Genomic DNA, 19,163 nt, shown 5'->3' on the forward strand with positions numbered 1-19,163 from the left:
GAAAGCGCGGTCCGTTCACGGGCGGAAAGCGCCGCTTTTAGTGACCTTGCGTGATGCCGATCTTGCCCAGGCTTCGCATCAAGGCCGTTGACGAATGTCAGGCGCGGCATTAGCGTGACGGCTGCGAGCCCGGGTGGCTCTTCCGCCGATGTAAGGGAATTCCGGCCTCCAGCCTCTCGGCAATGGTGCAAGTCATGGTGTCCTGTCTGTTTGTCAGGACCGGCTTCCGCCTGATGAATCGCCACACAGTTACGGGGGTAACTCGTGCCGGTTACGGTTTTCCGTGTGCTGGGTCCGCTCGAATGTCATGTGGACGACACGACGATCAGGATTGGCGGAGCGAAACAGCAGAGCGTTCTGGGCATGCTGTTGGTGGCCAAGGAGAAACCGGTGGCGCTGTCCCGGTTGGTCGACGCGGTGTGGGACGAGTCCGTGCCGTCGACCGCGTCGAAGCAGATCCGCAACGCCGTATCCGACCTGCGTCAGGCGCTGGCCGTGACCGGAGTGACCATCAACCCGGCCGCCGACGGTTACCGGCTCGACCGGATGGGTGCGGGGCTCGACCTGACGGAATTCGTCCGGCAGGTCGACTCGGCGGGCCAGGAACCCGACGTGGTGTGCAAGGTGAAGGCGCTGCGTGGCGCGCTGTCGCTCTGGAGGGGCCGAGCGCTGGCGGGGCTGACCAGCGAGGCGTTGCGCTCCGAGGTGGTCAGCGTCGAAGAACTGCGACTGACCGCCCTCGAGCAGTGCATCAACCTGGAAGTCGAACTCGGCCGACACTCCGCCGTGATCGGGGAGCTGACCACGGCGGTGGCGGAGAACCCGTTCCGGGAGCGTTTCGTGGCGCAGTTGATGATCGCGCTGTGCCGCTCGGGCGCCCGGGCGCAGGCGTTGCAGGTATTCGACGCCACCCGCCGCCTCCTGCGCGACGAGTTGGGCGTCGATCCCGAGCCCCAGTTGCAAGAGCTGCACCTGCAGATCCTCTCCAGCGACCTGCCGCCCGCCGCCCCGGCCGTGGTGTCCGAGCCGTCGTCGCCCTGGTACAACCTGCCCGGCGAGGCGGTGCGGCTCACCGGCCGAGACCGGGAAGAGGCTACGGTCCTGCGGGAGCTGCGGCGGCACTCCGACGGGTTCGACGTGCCGCCGCCGGCGGTGGTGGCGATCGACGGGATGGCCGGGGTCGGGAAGACCGCGTTCGCCCTGCACCTGGGCCGGCGGCTCGCGACGGCGTACCCGGACGGGCAGCTCTTCGTCGACCTCGGCGCACACGGTATCGAAGGGCGATGGACGGAGGTGTCGTCGGCGCTGTCCATGCTGCTGCGCACCGTCGGCGTGCCCGCCGAGTCGATCCCGGACGATCTGGACGGACGGCATGCGGCATGGCAGAGTCGGCTGCTCGGCAAGCGTGTCCTCATCCTCCTGGACGATGCGGCGAGCACCTCACACGTCACCCCGTTGTTGGCCAGTGTGCCGGGCTGTCTCACCGTGGTGACCAGCCGACGCCGACTGACCAGCATGCACTCGACCTGCCACCTGTCCCTGCCGGAGTTCACCATCGCCGCCGGCAGGGCCCTGTTCAGCAGCGTGGTGGGCGATGAACGGCCCCTCGCCGACGCGGCGGCCGTCGACGAGATCCTGCGGCACTGCGGATGGCTGCCGCTCGCCATTCGTAGCGCCGCGGTCCGGCTACGTCACCGCACCAACTGGAGCGTGTCGTACATGGCCGCCCGATTGGCCGATGACCAGTCCCGGTTGGCCGAACTGAGCATGGAGAACACCGGGGTCGCGGCGGCCTTCGACATGTCGTTCTACTGGCTCGACCCCGAGCACCAGCGGCTTTTCCGGCTGCTCGGTCACATCGATGACCAGGACATCGAGCCCATTCAACTCGCGACGATGGCCGGCCTCTCCATTGCCCGGGCCACCCGGCTGCTCGAAGAGCTGGTCGACTCCCATCTGCTCACCTCCACCGGGCAGGGCCGTTACCGCATGAACGAACTGGTTCGGGCGTACTCCCTGCAACTGGCCTGACTCCGCAGCACGTCGACAGGGCCCGGCTTCGCCAGAAGCCGGGCCCCTTGCGTCAGCGCCTTCTTGGCAGCGCCCAAGCGCCAAGGACCGTGCGAGGACGCGGCTTCCTACGTTCGCATCGCTGGGTGATCCGGGTTACCGAAGACCTTGGGGTCAACCGCTCCGAAGACAACCAGCGCCAGCGATCAGCTCGGGAGAGTCACAATGTCGGCACCGCCCGTCCCGCTTTTCCAAACTCCGGTAGTCGAGGTCCTCGACGCCACCATCCGCGAAGGCTCCTACGCGGTGAACTTCGAGCTCGACGAGAAGTTCGTCGCCACCCTGCTGAGCCACCTCGACGACACGCCCATCCAGAAGATCGAGATCGGTCACGGCATCGGATACGAAGCCGAGCGTGCCGGGATCAAGGCCTGCAACATCGACCTCGACCGGTGGTGCGAGATCGCCCGGTCGACGCTCACGTCGTCGTCCTGGGGCATGTTCGCCCAGCCCGAGTTCAGTCGGCTCTCGACCCTGACCGAGCTCTGCGACCAGGGGATGTCGTTCGTCCGCATCGGCATGGAGGCCGACCAGGTCCAGGACAACCTGGGTTACATCGAGGCGGCGGTCGAGACCTGCGACCAGGTCTACCTCAATCTCATGAAGTCGAGCGCGGTGTCCGCCGAGGAGATCCCCAAGCTGCTCCGGGGGGTCTCGCCAGGCATCGCCGGTCTGTACGTCGTCGACTCCTACGGCTCGATGCTCCCCGGCGACGTCAAGAAGTACATCGACGTCGCGAAGAGCCTGTGCCCCGTTGTCGGCTTCCACGGTCACGACAACCTCGGCCTGGCAAACGCGAACAGCATGGCCGCCCTGGAGGCGGGAGCCGCGATCGTCGACGGCACGCTGGACGGCATCGGCCGGGGTGCCGGGAACGCGGAGACCGAATCGTTGGCCGGCATTCTCAGCATCGTCGGCGACGACAAGTACTCCTACCAGAGCCTGGCCCACCTCGCCTCGTTCTGCCGGACCAGTCTCGAGCCGCTCCCCGAGAACCGGAACCTGCAGGTTCTCGGCGGTGTCATCGGCGTGCACTCCGGCTTCTTCCCGTTCATCGAACAGATCTGCGCCGAGTACGACCTTGAGGCGGCGATTCTGATGGAGAAGGCCGCCGAGCTGGCCCGGCAGAGCATCGACAAGAACGACATCCGCGAGGCCGCCCACCGGATCGTGCGCTCCATCGAAGCGTCCATGCAGCCGCTAAACTCCTCCGTCGCGGGAGGGGTCCGGTGAGACTGGCCCGATTCGCCGTCGACGGCGACCACCAGATCTTTGCCGGCCGCGACGGCGGCTGGGTCGCGCTCACCGGCACCGACGGGCTGAGCATGACCGATCTCCTCGCCGAGGACCGCCGAGCGGACATCGCGCAGCAGATCGCCTCGGCGCCGACCACCGCGCTGAGCGTCCGCCCGCTCGACGACGCCGCGACCACCCTGGACCGTGGTGACATCTGGGGCGCGGGCCTGAACTATCGGGGCCACTCCGCGGACCTGAACGCCCAGCAGCCCGCCTCCGGGCCGGGGTCCTACCTGAGACCGAGAAGCTGTCTCATCGGCAACGGCCAGCAGATCTCGCTACCCAGCCAGTCCAAGCGGGTCACCGCGGAAGCCGAACTGGGTCTTGTCGTCGGCAGGACCTGCAAGGACGTACGCCGCCACGACTGGCGGTCGGTCATCGCCGGGGTCACCGCGGTCCTGGACATGACGGCAGAGGACGTGATCCGGGAGAACCCCCGGTACATCCCCTGGGCCAAAGGGTTCGACACCTTCTGCAGCGTGGGCCCGCAGTTGGTGAGCCTGGACGAGTTCGACGACGCCGACCTTCGGTCGATCCGGGTCGCCACCGTACGCAACGGCGAGACCGTTGCCGCCGCTCCGGTGTCGGAGATGAAGTACGACCTGGGTTACCTGGTCGAATACTTCACCGCCGGCCGCACCATCGCCGCGGGAACCGTCATCTGCACCGGTACGCCGGGAGCGGCGGTCATCAGCCCCGGCGACGTGATCAGTTCCGTCGTGGAGGGCGTGGGCACGCTCTCGCACACAGTGGCATGAAGGCAGGGAAACGGCCATGACACAGCGACGCATCGTCTCGGCGCTTGAGAACTCCATCCGCAGTCATCCGCAGAACGACGCCCTCGTCACGGGTGACGAGGTCATCACCTATCGGCAGTTCGGCGAGTACGTCGACGAGTTCGTGGCGAAGTTGCAGGCATCCACCCGGCGCGGCGAGTTCGTCGGAATCGAGGCCACTCGGACCCCCAGCTCGATCGTGGCCATGGTCGGAGCCATGATCGCCGAGTGCCCGTTCGTCTTCATCGACCCTCGGGACAGCACGTCGTCGAACGCCGGCAAGGTCTCGTCACTCGACATCGAAGTGGTGGCCCGGACGGCGGACGGGTCACCGGTCCCGGTGCTCGCCACGGCCTCGACGCTGCCGTGGGGCACCGCGGCGGATCAGGACCCGGCGATCGGGGTGCCGACCGGCGGCGACCGGATCGGGTACGCGATCCACACCTCGGGCTCGACCGGCGAGCCCAAGTGTGTGCTGGTCCGGGTCGATCCGCTGGCGCGGGTGATCGAGGACCACGTACGGCAGTTGGAGGTGACGCCCGAGTCCCGGACGCTCCAGTTCGCCCGACTGACCTTCGACGGCTGCATCACGGAGATCCTCTGGACGCTGACCGCCGGCGCCTGCCTGGTGATCCTGCCGGAGGAGCGGCTGCGGCCGGGCGCCATGCTCGGCGCCACGCTTGAGAACTACCGCGTCACGCACCTCAAGACGACACCCTTCGCGCTGACCGCGACCGATCCGACGTCGGCGATGAGCCTGCGGCACGTGGTCAACGGCGGTGGGGCCTGCCGTCCGGCCTTAATGCGCAAGTGGTCCGAGGTGGCCGCGTTCCACAACGCCTACGGGCTGACCGAGACCACCATCTGCAATCTTCTCAGTGATCCGCTGACTCCGGACGAGTGCGCCGATGGCGTACCGCTCGGGAAGCTGGTCGGTGAGGGCGACTACCACCTGGAGTCGCTGCCGCTGTCGACGGAGGACGGCACCCGCCGCGGCCCCCGAGGAGAGCTGGTGATCACCGGTGGGTGCGTCGCGTTCGGATACCTGACGCCGACCGGCGTGCGGCGTTTCCTCGATGCCAACGGGGTCCAGATCTACCGGACCGGCGACGTCGTCGAGATGCGGGGCGGAGAGCTCTACTTCGTGGAACGGGTCGACCGGCAGGTGAAGGTGCGTGGCTACCGCATCGATCCGGGCGAGATCGAAAGCGCCGCCTGTCGTCTCGACGGAGTCGTCGAGGCAGTGGTCACCGCCGAGTCGCACGACGGCTCCGATCAGGCCGCCGCGGATGCCCTGGTCTGCTACTACCTGGGCGCGGCCACGCCGCGCGAGGTTCGCGGACACCTTGAGGTGGTCCTCGACGGCTACAAGGTGCCCTCGGTGATCCAGCAGATCGACACGTTGCCCTACACCCGCAACGGAAAGGTCGATCGGGACGCCCTGCGGGCAAGCCGCCAGGCCACGCGGTCCGAGCAGGCCACGGTGCCCGCCGCCGAGCAGGTCCTGCAACTGGCCCGCCACCTCACCGGGGTGGCCGACGCTGGCCTGAACGACAACTTCTTCGACATCGGGGGCGACTCGGCCTCGACTTTGATCCTGGTCAACAGGCTCAAGGAGTTGGGCTGGATGGACGTCGGCGTTCGAGACGTCCTGCGCGCCGAGAACCTGGAGTCACTGGTCCTCGAGTTGTCCGAGCGGAGCGTGTGACGCCGTGTGTGGAGTCTGTGGAACATATTCGCCGACCGAGCGCTTCGACCGCGGCCTCGTCGCCGCCATGCACACCGGGCTCGTGCACCGCGGACCCGACGAGACCTACTCGCTGAACACCCCGTGGGCCTCGGCCAAGCTCGCCCGCCTCGGCATGACCGGGTTGGTGGACGGCTGGCAGCCGGCGGAGGACCGTAGTGGCCGCTACCTGGCCATGACGAACGGCGAGGTCTACAACCATCGGGCGCTGCGGCAGCAGGGGAGTGACAATCCAGGGAGCAACGGTGTGGATGTCGCCGTCATCCCGGAACTCGTCGCGAACCACGGCATCGCGGGGCTCGGCCTGGTGGACGGCCAGTTCGCCACCGTAATCCTCGACCGGTCGGACAACTCGCTGCTACTCGCCCGGGACCGGTTCGGCATCTGCCCGCTCTACTACACCGTCGACGGCGCGCAGGTGCACTTCTGCTCTGAGATCAAACCGCTGGTGCGCTGCGTCGACCGGTCCTGGAAGGTCGACGTCGGCGCGATCGACCAGTATTTCTCGCTGGGGAACATCGTCGCTCCGCGTACGCTCGTCGCCGGCCTGATGGCCGTACCTCCTGGCTGTGCCGTCCGATTCGACGCCAACGGGCACGAAACGATCCGTTATTGGCGTTACGGCGACTTCACCGACGGCGGCCCGCCGATGTCCGACGAGGAGTTGCGGGACAGTCTGCGACAGTCGACCCGCGCCCGGTTGCGCGCCGACGTGGAGATCGGCGCCTACCTGAGTGGCGGCTTCGACTCCACAGCGATCGTGATGGAGGCCGCGGGCCTCTTCGATCGACCGGTCCGCAGCTACTCGGTCGTCTTCGACGACCCGGCACTCGACGAGAGTGAGTTCCAGCGCGAGGTCGCCGAGCGGGCCGGCACCAAACACGAGCAGATCATGTGCCGGCCGGCCGACGTGATGTCGAGGTTCGAGGAGATGGTCCGGCACTGCGGCTATCCGCAGCGCGAGACCTACAACGTGGCGGCGATGATGCTGGCCGAGGCCGTACGCGCCGACGGCATCAAGGGCGTCGTGTCCGGCGAGGGCGCCGACGAGCTGTTCTTCGGCTACGACTCGTACGCCTTCGACAGCGCTACCCGGTTTCGACGCGCCGGCCGACCCGAGAACGAACATGCCTGGGGCAGCGCCGAGTTCGGCTGGGAGGTCGACTGGCGCAAGCTCGACCAGCGCCGTGCGACGTACCTCTCGCCGGCGGCACGGGAGGCCATCATCGGCAACGAGTTCTGGCGGTCGAGACTGATCCCGTTCTCCGACGAGGAGGCTGGCCGGCTGTCGGCGATGCAGCTGCGCTCCGTCGCCGACGTCTACGTTCAGATGTCCGGTCACCTCCTGGGCGACCACGGCGACGCGATGCTGATGAAGACGTCGATCGAGGGCCGTTACCCGTTCCTCGGCAACTCGGTCGTCTCCGCCGCGTTGCAGATCGGCGACGACGCGAAGGTCGTGGACTACGAGGGCAAGTCCTGCCTCCGGTCCGCCTACGCGGGCATCGTCCCGGACCGCGTCCTCCGCCGGGGTAAGCACGGCTTCACCGCGCCCGACCTGGAATCGATCACGGACGTTCAGATCTGGTCGGGCTGGCGGGAGATGGTCGCGGCCACTGGGTTGTTCGCACCGGGCTGTCTCGACGCGAGCCGCGCCGACCGGCCGGACAAGTGGGATTTCCGACTCAGCGCCATCAGCATCGCGATGGTCATGGACGAGCTGGGTCTCGGTTTCTGACACCCCTGGGGGAGGCTCTCTTGCACACCGACATCGCGGTCCTACCCGGCGCCGGCTCCTTCGGAGGTGAGCTGCGGCCGCTCATCCAGGCGTTCCAGCCGTCGGCCTGGCTCGTGCGTTACCCGGGCCGGTTCGGGAGGGACTTCGGTCGGCCGGCGAACTCGTTCGACCAGGTGGTGCGCTCCTGCGTCGAGCAGGTCACCCGCCGATCAACCGACCGGCCGGCGCTCGTCGGGCACAGTTTCGGCGCGTACGTGGCGTACGCGGCCGCTGTCGAGCTGGAGCGGCTGGGAACCGAGCTGGGCAGCGTGGTGGTGGTCGGGGCGATGCCGCCCAATCTGTTCTCGGTGCCCGAATCGGTCACTCAGAGCCGTGCGGCGCTCGCCGCCTACCTCGACGAGATCAACCCGGACATCGACTCCTCGGGCGAGTGGCGGGACGTCATGGTCGACACGGCCATGAGCGACCTCGTTCTGCTGCGGGGATTCACCCCCTCGCGTCTGGGTTTGCTGCGCTGTCCGATCCTGGCCGCCCAGGGCGAGACCGATCCACTGATCACCACGGCCGGGCTCGCGGACTGGGGGCGGGCGACCACCGGGGACTTCGACCACCGGATCTTCGCGGGCGGTCACATCGACCTGCTCGCCGACGACGCCTTCGTGACGTGGCTGCGCGACGCGACATCGGCTCGGCCGCGCCGCCACGTCCACCACTGAGCGGCCGCGTCACCAGACGGGCCGACCACCACATTTCGACCGCTCCCACGCGGGGGCGGTATCCAGGGAGGCACCTCATGCTGCGTACCACGATCCTGGCGGATCTACGGAAGGCTTTGCCCGAGCGGGACGTCCCCGCGGTCGAGGAATGTGCCACGCGCCTGTACGAGTCGCTGCCGGACCAGGACGACCTGGGGCGGAACACAGTCATGGTCGCCTACGGTGGCGGCAAGGACAGCGCCTACGCGGTGGCGTTCGTCCGGGCCGTCCACCTGGCGCTCGCGGAGCGGTACGGGGACACGTTCCAGCTGCGCGTGGTGACCATGCGGCATGGTGGCATGCCATACCAGGTGATGCTGAACATCGACCGCACGTACCGAGCGCTGGACCTCTACGAAGACTCGCGGGTCGACCTCTTGCTGATCGAGGGCAACCAGGTGCGCCCGTTCGAGCGGGACCGCCCCATGCCGCACCGGCTGATCGAGTTCAACCGCACCGACATGCTGATGTCCGGCCACCGCAGCTACGGTGACGGTCGGGCCACCTTCTGCAACGCCTGCAACCTGAACGTGGCCAACTCCTTCGGCGTCGCGGCACGCCACGACAACGGCGTCGACCTGATCATCACCGGTGACTCGCCTCAGGAACAGCGCGACTACGCCCTGTGGATCCGCAAGCTCGCACGCGACGCCGGCCTCAAGCCGGCGGACAGCCGCAAGGGCTTCAAGGGCACCCTGGAGACGCTCAACGGGCTGGCCACCGCCTACTTCCAGGAGATCCACGGCTCGACGGATGTCGAACGGAGCCAGGAGCGCCGGGTGACCTCGGACGTGCCGGTCGCCCTGCAGTTCTTCTCGATCTACGACTACACGAGCTACGCCTCGGGGGCGCACTGGCGGCTGCTCTCCGACTTCCTGGGCTTCGTGTTCGACGAGATCGCCTTCAACTTCACCGAGTCCGACTGCGCGAACCCCGCGCTGATGGCGCACCTACGCGGGCTGCGGACCGAACGCGCGTACGGGCGGACCTACGCCGAGGGCATTGGTCAGTACGTGGACTTCGCGCTGGAGCTGATGCGTCGCAAGAACTTCCCCGAGCACCTGGTCGAGGAGATGCGCCGGCGGTATGAGACCGAGGACGGCGTCGAGCACATGCGCAAGGTGGCCGGCGAGTACGCCGAGGACGCCTTCGGGCTCACCACCACCCAGCTCGTCTGCATGGTGTATTCGCCGTTCGCGGGAGGTGCGGTCCACCTGCGCGAGTTCCTGGCCGGCGAACACCCGCACCTGCTGATGGACGAGGACCGTATCCGGGCTCTGCTGACCGGTGAGGACGACCGGCTGCTGGCCCCACAACTGGAGCGCATCAGCGGTCTGAGCGTGAACGACCTGCGGGTCCTCCACGACGGGGTGCTGTGGTCGCCGCGTACGGACATCTCCGGGCAGGCGCGGGTCCTGCACCGCGTCATGGTCACCGATCCACACCAGAAGACGATCACGGCGAAACGCAATCCGGAGGGCGAGGAGATGCTCGACCGAGTCGCCGGCCGCTGACCGCACCGAGTCCGCGAATCGTACGAAGGAGGGTGGGATGGACCTCGGTATTGCGGGGCGTACGGCGCTGGTCTGCTCGTCGACCGGCGGTCTCGGCCGGGCGATCGCCGAGCAGTTGGCCGCCGAGGGGGCCCGGACGGTGGTCTGCGGCCGCCGGGAGGCCCAGGCGAAGGAGATCGCCGCGGGCCTGCCCTCCGCCGTCGGAGTCGGCGTCGACCTGCTCGCCGAGGACGGGCCGACGAAGCTGTTCGAGGCGACGGTTGAAGCCTTCTCCGCCCCGGACATCCTCGTGATCAACGGGCCGGGACCCGCGCCCGGCCCGGCGGCGGGCGTTGACGTCGCCGCGGTCGACGCCGCGTTCGACGCGCTGGTACGGCAACACATCAGGCTGTTGGCGTACGTGCTGCCGGTCATGCGTGCGCGGCACTGGGGACGCGTCGTCGCGGTGGGCTCCAGCGGTGTCGCGGCGCCCCTGCCGAACCTCGCGCTCTCGAACCTTGGCCGGGCCGCGCTGGCCGGCTACCTGAAGACGCTCGCCGCCGAGGTGGCCGCCGACGGGGTGACTGTGAACATGGTGCTGCCCGGCCGGATCGAGACTGATCGGACCGCGGCGGTCGACGCGGCGAACGCGAAACGGACCGGCCGCACCCTCGCCGAGGTGCGCGAAGCCTCGGCCGCCACGATTCCGATGCGTCGGTACGGCCGCCCGGCGGAGTTCGCAGCGGCCGCCGCGTTCCTGTGTGGTGCGTCGGCCTCGTACGTGACCGGCACCCTGTTGCGCTGCGACGGTGGGTTGGTCCAGAGCCTGTAGGGCGCTCGGGTGGACGGACCGAGGACCGAACGAGGACCGAGTTGCGGAGCATCTTTCTCGTAACCCGAAGATTTCCGGATCCCGTTGGGGACTCCGGCAGCAGGCGGAAGGAGGTGACCAGATGACCATCGAACGCGTATACGAGGAGGGCCTCGTCAAGGAGTGGCACGGCAACCAGATCTGATCGTGGCCGGTGGGGGCCTCAGGGCCCCCACCGAACCACGGGCGACCACCGACGGCATGCAGCACACGCGGAGGAGACCGTGACCAACCCACGCCTCAAGCCGTTCCTGCGGGTCTACCACCGCCAGGACGAGAAACACCTGTTCGTCGGCGTCGGCCCGGACAAGGTCCGGATCGCCGACCCGACGCCGGCGATGGTCGACTTCGTGGTCGGCCTCGACGGCAGCAGCAGCGTCGAGCAACTGCGCGAGAAGTACCCGGAGACCGACGACTGGCTGCGCGGTCTCGCCAGCGTCGACGTGCTCGAGGACGTCGAGGGCGACGTGGTGCTGCCGGCGGACGTCGCCCAGCGCTGGAGCCGCCAGATCAACTACCTCCGCCTGTACGACAGGCCGGGTTGGTCCGGCTTCGACGGTCAGCAGCGCATCCGCGACGCCCGCGTGGTGGTCGTCGGCACCGGCGCTGGCGGTACGACCCTTCTCCGCCTGCTCAACGCGGCAGGGGTGGGGCACCTGGAGGCGGTCGACTTCGACACGTTCGCGATCGACAACCTGCCGACACACGCCACCCTGGACGAGGAGGACGTCGGCTCGCACAAGCTCGAATCGCTGCGCCGCCACCTCTTCCGGCAGAATTCGCGGACCGCGTTCACCGCGCACGACCGGACCATCCGCTCCGCCGACGACCTGGCTGAGCTGATCGACGGCGCCGACTTCTTCCTGCACGCCTTCGACCGGCCGCGGGAGCACGCTGCCGCCTGGTCGAATCTGGCGAGCCTGCGCACCGGGACACCGCTGAGCTCGATCGGGGCGACCGACAAGGGTGCTCGGGTCGGCCCGACCATGCTGCCCGGGATGACCCCCTGCTGGGAGTGCGCCGGGATCTACGGCTTCGACATCCTGCGGCACGAGGAGACCGCGGCGCTGACCGGCTCGACGGTGGCCATGCTCGCCGGCATCGCGGTCAACGAGGTTCTGCAGCTTCTCTCCGGCGCCAAGCCGGCCACCCGCACCAGCGGGCAGAGCCTCTACGTGAACACCGACACTCTCACGTTCACCTTCACCGAGTACGAGTTTCGGCCCGGGTGCGTGTGCGAGCAGTACCGGCGAGACCGACCGGCGGCTTGATGTCGCAGAACAGAGCCACCCTCGGCGGACTCTGGTGGCAGTGGCTGCCGACAAGCCTCGGTTCCAGCATGCTGGTTCTGGAGATCCCGGTGGTGGCGGCCGCAGTGGCCCGGTCCGAATCAGCGGGCCGGGCCATCGCGGCGCTCGGCATCGCGATCGCCGTCATCGTCGTGGTCAACGGCCCAGCCCTTGCCCTCGCGCCGCTGGTGGTGACGCTCGACGGCCGGTACGCGCGACGCAGCATCCGCCGGTACACCCTGGTTCTCGGTGTCTCGGCGGCCGTGGTCGTCGCGGCACTCGGCCTGTGCCGACCGGTCCTGGTGGCGCTGTTCGACCTGGACGCGGAGACCATCCGGGACGCCGGCGCGGCGCTGCTCGCCCTCGCGCCCGCGTCGGTGGTCGTGGCCATCCGCCGCTACCAGCACGGCCGTTTGATCGCACTCGGAGCCACCGGCGGCATCGGTGTGGCAACCGCCGTCCGGCTGGTCGCGTCGGCGACGTTCGCCTGGTGCACCGCGCCGTTCGTCGAATCGGGCGCGGTACTGGGCGCAGCCGCGCTGACCATCGGCGCCTGCGCCGAGGCGAGCACGCTGGCTCTGCGGTTGCGCCGGGTACGCGTCGGCGAAGAGTCCCACGCCGACGCGCCGCCGGCCGGGTTGGGCGTCATCGGCGCGGCGCATCTGCCGCTGGCCGCGACCCGGGTGCTCAACATGATCCCGCAGCTGATCACCATGGTCGGTATCGCGCACGCGGTCGGCTCACTGTCCTCACTGGCCGCCTGGCCGGTCGTCTACGGACTGCTCTCGTTGTTCACCGGCCCGTTGGCGGACTACGAGACGGTCGGCGCCGCGGCGTTGCGTCGGGATCCGACGGATCCCGTTCCGGGTCGGCTCGGTGCGGTCCTCGTCGCCGGGGTCACCACGGTGTACGGGCTGGTGCTGTTCACTCCACTGCTGGCGGCGTACCTGGGCTCCTTCTCCGGGCTGACCGGCGATCCGCTACGGCTGGCCCTGACCTGGTCGATGTGCACGTTGCTGATCCCGGCCGGCTGGGTGGCGCGTGGTTACCTGCGGGCCGGTGCGATGGCCGGCGGCGGCTCACAGGTTCTCGCGTCCGGCATCGCCGTGCACCTGGCCGGCCTGGTCGCGGTGCTTGCCGGCACGCTCGTGGCCGGCCTTCCCGGGCTGGCCTGCGCCTCGCTGGCGGTGCTTGGCGGGGTCCTGGGCGAGACCGCCGGGCTGGCGATCGCTGCTCGGCGGCACCGGGTCCGAGCTCCTCAAGCCGTGACGATCGGGGATTGACGTTGACTGAGTCGCGAGAGACAGACGTGCTGCGGATCGGGCTGGTTCAACAGCCCGTCCCCGGCCCGGGCAGCGCCGCGGCGGAGGCCGAGCGGCACATCCGCGCCGCCGCCGACGCCGGCGCAGAGGTGGTCGTCCTGCCCGAACTGTGGAACATCGGGTACCGGCTGCCGACGCCGCAACAGGCCGCCTCGGCGGACTTCCGGGCTGCGGCGCGGCAGCTCGCCGACGAGTTCCTCGGACAGATGACCGAGGTCGCTCGAGAGTTACGCGTCGCGGTGGTGGCGACCTACCTCGGGGCCGACGGGGATACGCTGGGCAACTGCGCCGCGCTCGTCGGTGTGGACGGTACGGTGCTGCTGCGCTACACCAAGGTGCATGTGGCCCGGTTCGCCGGCGAGCGCGCCTTCACCTCCGGCAAGCGGCTGCTGGCGGGATACCTGACCCGGCCTGACGGCAGAGCGGTGCGGGTCGGCTTGATGATCTGCTACGACCGGGTCTTCCCGGAGGCCGGTCGCGCGTTGGCGCTGGCCGGCGCCGAGGTGGTGCTGGTGCCGAACGCGGGTCCGCTGTGCCTGAACCGCGAGGCGCAGGTGCGGACCCGCGCCTTCGAAAATCAGTATGCGATCGCGGTCGCCAACTATTCGACGCCGCCCATGGCCGGCGCGTCACTGGTTTGTGACGGCATTGCCTTCGACGAGGACGGGTCGGCCCGGGACATGGTCACGTGGCGCGCCGACGCAGAGCCGACTGTCGGGGTGGCCGACATTCCGTTGGGCCGGTTGCGGGCCTACCGGTCCGCCCAGCCGTGGGGCCTGGCGGACCGGGTGCCCGCCGCCTACCGGCGCTGAGGGGCCGGCGCGGCGGCGGGTGTCAGCCCGCCGCCGACGCCGTTCCCGCCTGGCCGGGCCCAGGCCATCTGGGTGGCGTGACGCCGTACCTCTTCGTCGTTCTGCGCGACACGCCGCATGGCGTGGGGCAGCAACGGGGGTGCCATCAGCGACGTCACGATGGCGACTCCCGGTAAGGGTCGCCGGCGGTGTGGCCAAGGTGGCTTCGGTCATCAAGGGCGGTCCTTCCGGAGGTGTGCGGACATGAGAGGGCTGGCGCCCGGACGCTTCGGGCGCTGCGCGGGCTCTACCGGTCAGACCTGGGCGGCGGCCCGGGTGCGGAAGGCGCGCCGGTACGCCCAGGGGCTGACCCCGGTGGCGCCGGACAGTCGTTGCCGCAGCGACGCGGTGGTGCCGATGCCGGTCTCTGCGGCGATCCGGTCCATCGGCAGGTCGGTGGTCTCCAGCAGGTGCCGGGCACGCGCGATCCGCTGCTGTGCCAGCCACTGCCCCGGCGCCATGCCGATGTCGGCCCGGAAGCGGCGCGTGAAGGTTCGGACGCTCATGTTCGCCTGCGCGGCCAGCTCGTCGAGGGTGAGCGGTCGGTGCAGGTGTTGCAACGCCCATCGCCTGGTCGACGCGGTGGCGGTGAGGTTGGATTCCACCGGGGGCGTCGGACGGTCGATGAACATTGCCTGACCGCCCTCACGACGCGGCGGCACGACGCACAGGCGAGCCACCCGGTTGGCGACGGCGTCGCCGTGGTCGCGCCGGACGAGGTGCAGGCAGAGGTCGACGCCGGCCGCCCCTCCGGCTGCGGTGAGCACCTCGCCGTCGTCCACGAAGAGGGCGGCGGCATCGACCCGCACGTCCGGGAAGGTGCGCTGGAAGTGATCGGTGAACTTCCAGTGGGTCGTCGCTGGCCGGCCGTCGAGCAGGCCCAGGGCGGCCAGCGCGTACGCGGCGGTGCACAGGGAGACGATCCGCGCGCGCGGCGGCAGGCGGCTCAGCGCCGCCGCCACCGCGCCGGGCGGCCGGTCATGATTGGCGAAGGGCGGCAGGACCAGGGTGCCCGCCTGGTCGATCAGCTCGGTGCTGTGCCGGACGGCAATCGCGAAGTCCGCACCGGTGGCGACCGGGCGGCCGTCCGCGCTGCAGGTGACGACCTCGTAGAGCGGCTCAGCGTCGGGACCGACGGCGGCACCGAGGATACGGGCCGGGATGCCGAGCTCGAACGGGTGGACACCGTCGAGCGCCAGCACGACGACTCGGTGCATGGCGACGTCCTTCCGGGCTCGTCACTGCGAGAACCGCCACCTGCGGGCAGGTCGGGTTCGGGAAGATCCACGGCGATACGAGAACCGAGGAGCATGCCGCCGTGGGCGGCCCGACGCCAGGGCCGGCCACACATAGCAGGACCAGTCCCGTGCGGGAATGGATTCGTAGCCGTTGAAACGGGGCTTGTTTCTTGCCGAGTGGTTCCCTGCCGCAACTTCATGGTGCGTGACCAGCGTGGACGAAAGACCTTGCAGAAGTCTTGTACGTCTCTTGTGCACGGTTGGGACTCTGCGTCAGACTTGCGTCACGTACGCCGGCCGGCGACCATCGATGTCGGGTGATCCGGCCAACTCGGCGGCGGCGACGTCTAAGCCCTGCGGGGGGCTACCGAAAGGTGGTGGGCTTCATGGCCGAGTGGGGTTTTCGGCTGCTCGGCACGGTGGAAGTCCTGGTTGACGGTGCGCCATTGCCGCTCGGCCCGGTCAAGCAGCGACTCGTCCTGGCCGCGCTGCTGGCCGGCGCCGGGCAGGTGGTCCCGGTCAACGTCCTCGTCGACCGGGTCTGGGAACGGCCGCCCCGCGCCGCGCGTAATGCACTGTACGCGCACATTTCTCGGATCCGACAGCTATTGACGACGGCAGGCCGCCCGAGCCATATCTCGATATCTCGGACGTCGTCGGGATATGCGCTTAACGCGCCGCCGGAACTCGTCGACATCAGCAATTTTCAGGCTCTTCTCAGGCAAGCTCGGGGCGAACCCGATCCGGAGCGGAAAGCGGCCCTCCTCGGAACGTCGCTGTCGTTGTGGCGCGGCGTCGCGATGGCCGACCTTTCCGGTGAGTGGGTGAGCCGCACCCGCGAGACGTGGGCCCAGCAACGGCTGATGGCTGCCGCCGAGTGGGCGCGGCTCGAGACGGACAACAAACGGCCGGAAGCCGTGATCGCCACGCTGACCACCCTCGCCACCGAGAACCCGCTGACGGAGTCCATCGTGGCCGGCCTGATGCGGGCCCTGCACGCCACCGGCCGGGGGGCGGAGGCATTCGACTGGTACGCGCGTACCCGCCAGCACCTGCTGGACGCCCTCGGTGTGGAACCCGGCCCCGAGCTGAGCGAGCTGCACGTAGCGATGTTGCGGTCGCCGACACGGGCCGAGCGCAGCCGACTGGCCGAATCTGAGCGCACCGCACAGGTCCGGGCCGGGGCCGCCTCCGTACCGGCGCAACTTCCGGCTGACGCGGCGGTCTTCATCGGCCGCGACGAGCGGTTGGCCGAGCTAGACCATCTGTTGGTGCCTGAGCCGGGCCCGGCGGGGATCCGAGTGGTGATCTCCGGGTCGGCGGGCGTCGGCAAGACCGCGCTGGCCACGCACTGGGCGCACCGGGTCCGCGACCGCTTCCCGGACGGCCAGCTCTACATCAACATGTACGGGTACGCCAACCGGGCGCCGGTGCGCCCCGCCGAGGCGCTGGCCCAATTCGTCCGTGCGCTCGGTGCGCCGGGGCCCACCGTGCCACTGGCGGTCGACGAGCTGTCCGCGCTGTACCGCTCGCTGCTGGCCGAGCGGCGCGTCCTGGTGGTGATCGACAACGCGGCCGCGGTCAGCGACGTCCGCCCCCTGCTGCCGGCGGCACCCGGATGCATGGTCCTGGTCACCAGCCGCAACCGGCTCCGCGGGTTGGTCGCCCTGGACGGCGCGCAGCGGCTTCAGCTCGACGTGCTCCGACCCGCCGAGGCCACCAGCATGTTCACCAACCTCCTGGCCGCGCGCGCCGGGGCCACCGACCCGAGGACCCTCGAGGCACTGGCGGCGGCCTGTGCGTACCTGCCGCTTGCGATGCGCATCGCCGCGGCGACCCTCGCCGACCGGCCGGGACAGTCGGTGGAGCACTACATCGGCCGGCTCGACGTCAGCGATCGGCTGGAGGCCCTCTCCATGGGCGACGGCGACGAGCAGAGCACGGTGGGTGCCGCGTTCGACCTGTCGTACCGCGCGCTGCCGACCGAGGTGCGGACCATGTTCTGCCTGCTCGGTGTCGCGCCCGCACAGGATTTCTCGGTGCCCGCCGCTGCGGCGCTACTCGGCGACACCACCTCGACGGCGGAACGTCTGCTGGAACAGCTCGTCAGTACCCATCTGCTCGACGAGCGCGGGCCGGACCGGTTCACCCACCACGATCTGTTGCGCCTGTACGCCCGGCGTCAGGCCCAGATCGACACCACGAGCGAGATGCGGCTCGCCGCCCTGCGCCGCCTGCTCGCCTACTACCTGCACACGGCGGACTCCGCCGCCCGTCATCTGTACCCGCAGATGTTCCGGCTCCGGCTGCCCGAGCCGCAAACCGACGTGCCGATCGTCACGTTGGACGACCCCCAGGCGGCGTTGAGTTGGCTGGACGGTGAGCGGCCCAACCTCGTGGCGCTCGCCAAGGTGGTCAACGATCCCGCAGTGCGCCCGATGAAATGGCTGCTCGCCGATACCCTGCGGGGTTATCTCGCGCTGCGTCAGTACACGCATGACTGGTTCACCATCGCCGAGGCGGGTCTGGCCGCGGCCGTCGCGGAGGACAGCGCGATCGGGCAGGCAGCAGCGCACCACAGCCTCGCGCAGGCGTGCCACAGCGTCACGCGCTACGCCAAGTCCATCACCCACCTCCGGCAGGCACTGGCCCTCAGCGAGCAGGCTAGTTGGTCGGAGGGGCACACGGCGGCGCTGTGCAACCTGGGCATCGTCTACAACGACCTGGGGGAGCTGGACGCCGCCGTCGCGCACTTCAACCGGGCCCTGCACGCGAACGAGGTCAACGGCAGCCTGGCCGGCGTCGCCGTCAACCTCAACAACCTGGGTGACACGTACCGGCGGATGGGCAAGCTCCCGGAGGCGATCGACTACCTCGCCGCCGCGCTGGTCCGCTACCGGATGCTCAAGTCGCCGACCGGGCAGGCGAGCGTGCTGACCGCGCTGGGTGCGGTCCGCCGGGAGTTGGGCGACCCAGTCGCGGCCACCAGCCTCATCAACGACGGTCTGCGATTCCACCGCGACGTCGGGGACCGCAACGGCGAGGCCACCGCTCTCATCGAGCTGAGCCGGGTTCAGACCGACGACGGCGACGGCGAAGCTGCCGTCGACACCGCCGCCCGGGCACTTGAGCTGAGCGCGGAGCTGGGCGACGGTCTGATCGCGGCCGACGCCCACAACGCGCTCGGCGAGGCCCACGCCCTCCTCGGCGAGGAGGGGGAGGCCCTCGCGCACTTCGAGCAGGCGACCCGCAGTGCCCGGGACGCCGGCTCGCGGCGTCCGGAGGCGGAGGCGCTGATCGGGTCGGCGATGCTGCTGGCCCGTACCGATCGTTCCGCTGAGGCGGTTGAGCGGGCGAGCAGGGCGCTGGAGATCACCCGTCAGGCCGGTTATCGGGGCCTGGAGCGGCGTTGTGCCGCCGCGCTGGAAGCGACGCACCGCCCCGGGACCGTACCGCTAGCGCACCAGGCGCGGCTCGCCCACGCCGTGGAGGCCGGCATTGGTGAGCCGTCCGGGGCTCGGTGACGCCAAGGAGGGGACCGACGCCCGGTGCCGACACTACCTAGCCGGGTGCGGCTGGGGCGTTCGGGTGATTAGTTTGCGCGGTCCAGCGTGACGACGCTGTGTACGGGGGTGCTCGCCCACAGTGCTTGCAATGTCGGGTGGTGCTGAACCTCCCACTCTGCTGTGCCAATCGCATGGTTTCGCGCCGGGCCGG

Annotated in this window: 13 protein-coding genes; 12 read left to right on the top strand and 1 reads right to left on the bottom strand. The window is 69.5% G+C overall.

Annotation, left to right across the window (positions count from 1 at the left end; translation table 11 throughout):
• Positions 1 to 363 precede the first annotated feature (363 nt).
• The 11 genes from KBX71_RS07065 to KBX71_RS07115 all read left to right on the top strand — a co-directional run bounded on the left by KBX71_RS07065 (position 364) and on the right by KBX71_RS07115 (position 14,169).
• Positions 364 to 2,031, top strand: a complete 1,668-nt coding sequence (locus KBX71_RS07065) for a BTAD domain-containing putative transcriptional regulator (RefSeq protein WP_210817199.1) — start codon at positions 364 to 366, stop codon at positions 2,029 to 2,031.
• A 204-nt stretch (positions 2,032 to 2,235) separates the two neighbouring features.
• Positions 2,236 to 3,303, top strand: a complete 1,068-nt coding sequence (locus KBX71_RS07070) for a hypothetical protein (protein WP_210817200.1) — start codon at positions 2,236 to 2,238, stop codon at positions 3,301 to 3,303.
• On the top strand, positions 3,300 to 4,124 hold the full coding sequence (locus KBX71_RS07075) for a fumarylacetoacetate hydrolase family protein (protein WP_210817201.1): 825 nt from the start codon (positions 3,300 to 3,302) through the stop codon (positions 4,122 to 4,124). Before KBX71_RS07070 ends, KBX71_RS07075 begins: the two co-directional genes overlap by 4 nt.
• 16 nt (positions 4,125 to 4,140) lie before the next feature.
• On the top strand, positions 4,141 to 5,850 hold the full coding sequence (locus tag KBX71_RS07080) for a non-ribosomal peptide synthetase (RefSeq protein WP_210817202.1): 1,710 nt from the start codon (positions 4,141 to 4,143) through the stop codon (positions 5,848 to 5,850).
• 4 nt (positions 5,851 to 5,854) lie between these two features.
• Positions 5,855 to 7,627 carry an asparagine synthase (glutamine-hydrolyzing) gene (gene asnB, locus KBX71_RS07085; protein ID WP_210817203.1) on the top strand — a complete coding sequence of 591 codons (1,773 nt, stop codon included), beginning with the start codon at positions 5,855 to 5,857 and terminating at the stop codon, positions 7,625 to 7,627.
• Between the two features lie 20 nt (positions 7,628 to 7,647).
• A complete protein-coding gene (locus KBX71_RS07090; RefSeq protein WP_210817204.1) occupies positions 7,648 to 8,343 on the top strand; it encodes a thioesterase II family protein in 696 nt (231 codons plus the stop codon).
• Between the two features lie 77 nt (positions 8,344 to 8,420).
• Positions 8,421 to 9,896: a hypothetical protein gene (locus KBX71_RS07095; protein WP_210817205.1), complete on the top strand. Its 1,476-nt coding sequence runs from the start codon at positions 8,421 to 8,423 to the stop codon at positions 9,894 to 9,896.
• Positions 9,897 to 9,933: 37 nt separating this feature from the next.
• A complete protein-coding gene (locus KBX71_RS07100) occupies positions 9,934 to 10,707 on the top strand; it encodes an SDR family oxidoreductase (protein ID WP_210817206.1) in 774 nt (257 codons plus the stop codon).
• A gap of 263 nt (positions 10,708 to 10,970) precedes the next feature.
• Positions 10,971 to 12,017, top strand: a complete 1,047-nt coding sequence (locus KBX71_RS07105; protein ID WP_210817207.1) for a ThiF family adenylyltransferase — start codon at positions 10,971 to 10,973, stop codon at positions 12,015 to 12,017.
• On the top strand, positions 12,017 to 13,318 hold the full coding sequence (locus KBX71_RS07110; protein WP_210817208.1) for a hypothetical protein: 1,302 nt from the start codon (positions 12,017 to 12,019) through the stop codon (positions 13,316 to 13,318). The genes KBX71_RS07105 and KBX71_RS07110 overlap by 1 nt, the downstream gene beginning before the upstream one ends.
• Before the next feature lie 2 nt (positions 13,319 to 13,320).
• Entirely contained in the window at positions 13,321 to 14,169 is an 849-nt protein-coding gene (locus tag KBX71_RS07115) for a carbon-nitrogen hydrolase family protein (RefSeq protein ID WP_210817209.1), read from the top strand.
• 293 nt (positions 14,170 to 14,462) lie between these two features.
• Here the strand turns inward: KBX71_RS07115 and KBX71_RS07120 are convergent, their stop codons facing one another.
• Positions 14,463 to 15,425 (bottom strand): GlxA family transcriptional regulator, encoded by a 963-nt coding sequence (locus KBX71_RS07120; RefSeq protein ID WP_210817210.1) that lies wholly within the window; start codon positions 15,423 to 15,425, stop codon positions 14,463 to 14,465.
• A 407-nt stretch (positions 15,426 to 15,832) separates the two neighbouring features.
• Here KBX71_RS07120 and KBX71_RS07125 point away from each other — a divergent pair, with 407 nt between their 5' ends.
• On the top strand, positions 15,833 to 18,970 hold the full coding sequence (locus KBX71_RS07125; protein WP_210817211.1) for a BTAD domain-containing putative transcriptional regulator: 3,138 nt from the start codon (positions 15,833 to 15,835) through the stop codon (positions 18,968 to 18,970).
• Positions 18,971 to 19,163: the final 193 nt, after the last annotated feature.

The organism is Micromonospora sp. D93 (assembly GCF_018070365.1).
Classification (GTDB): domain Bacteria; phylum Actinomycetota; class Actinomycetes; order Mycobacteriales; family Micromonosporaceae; genus Micromonospora; species Micromonospora ureilytica.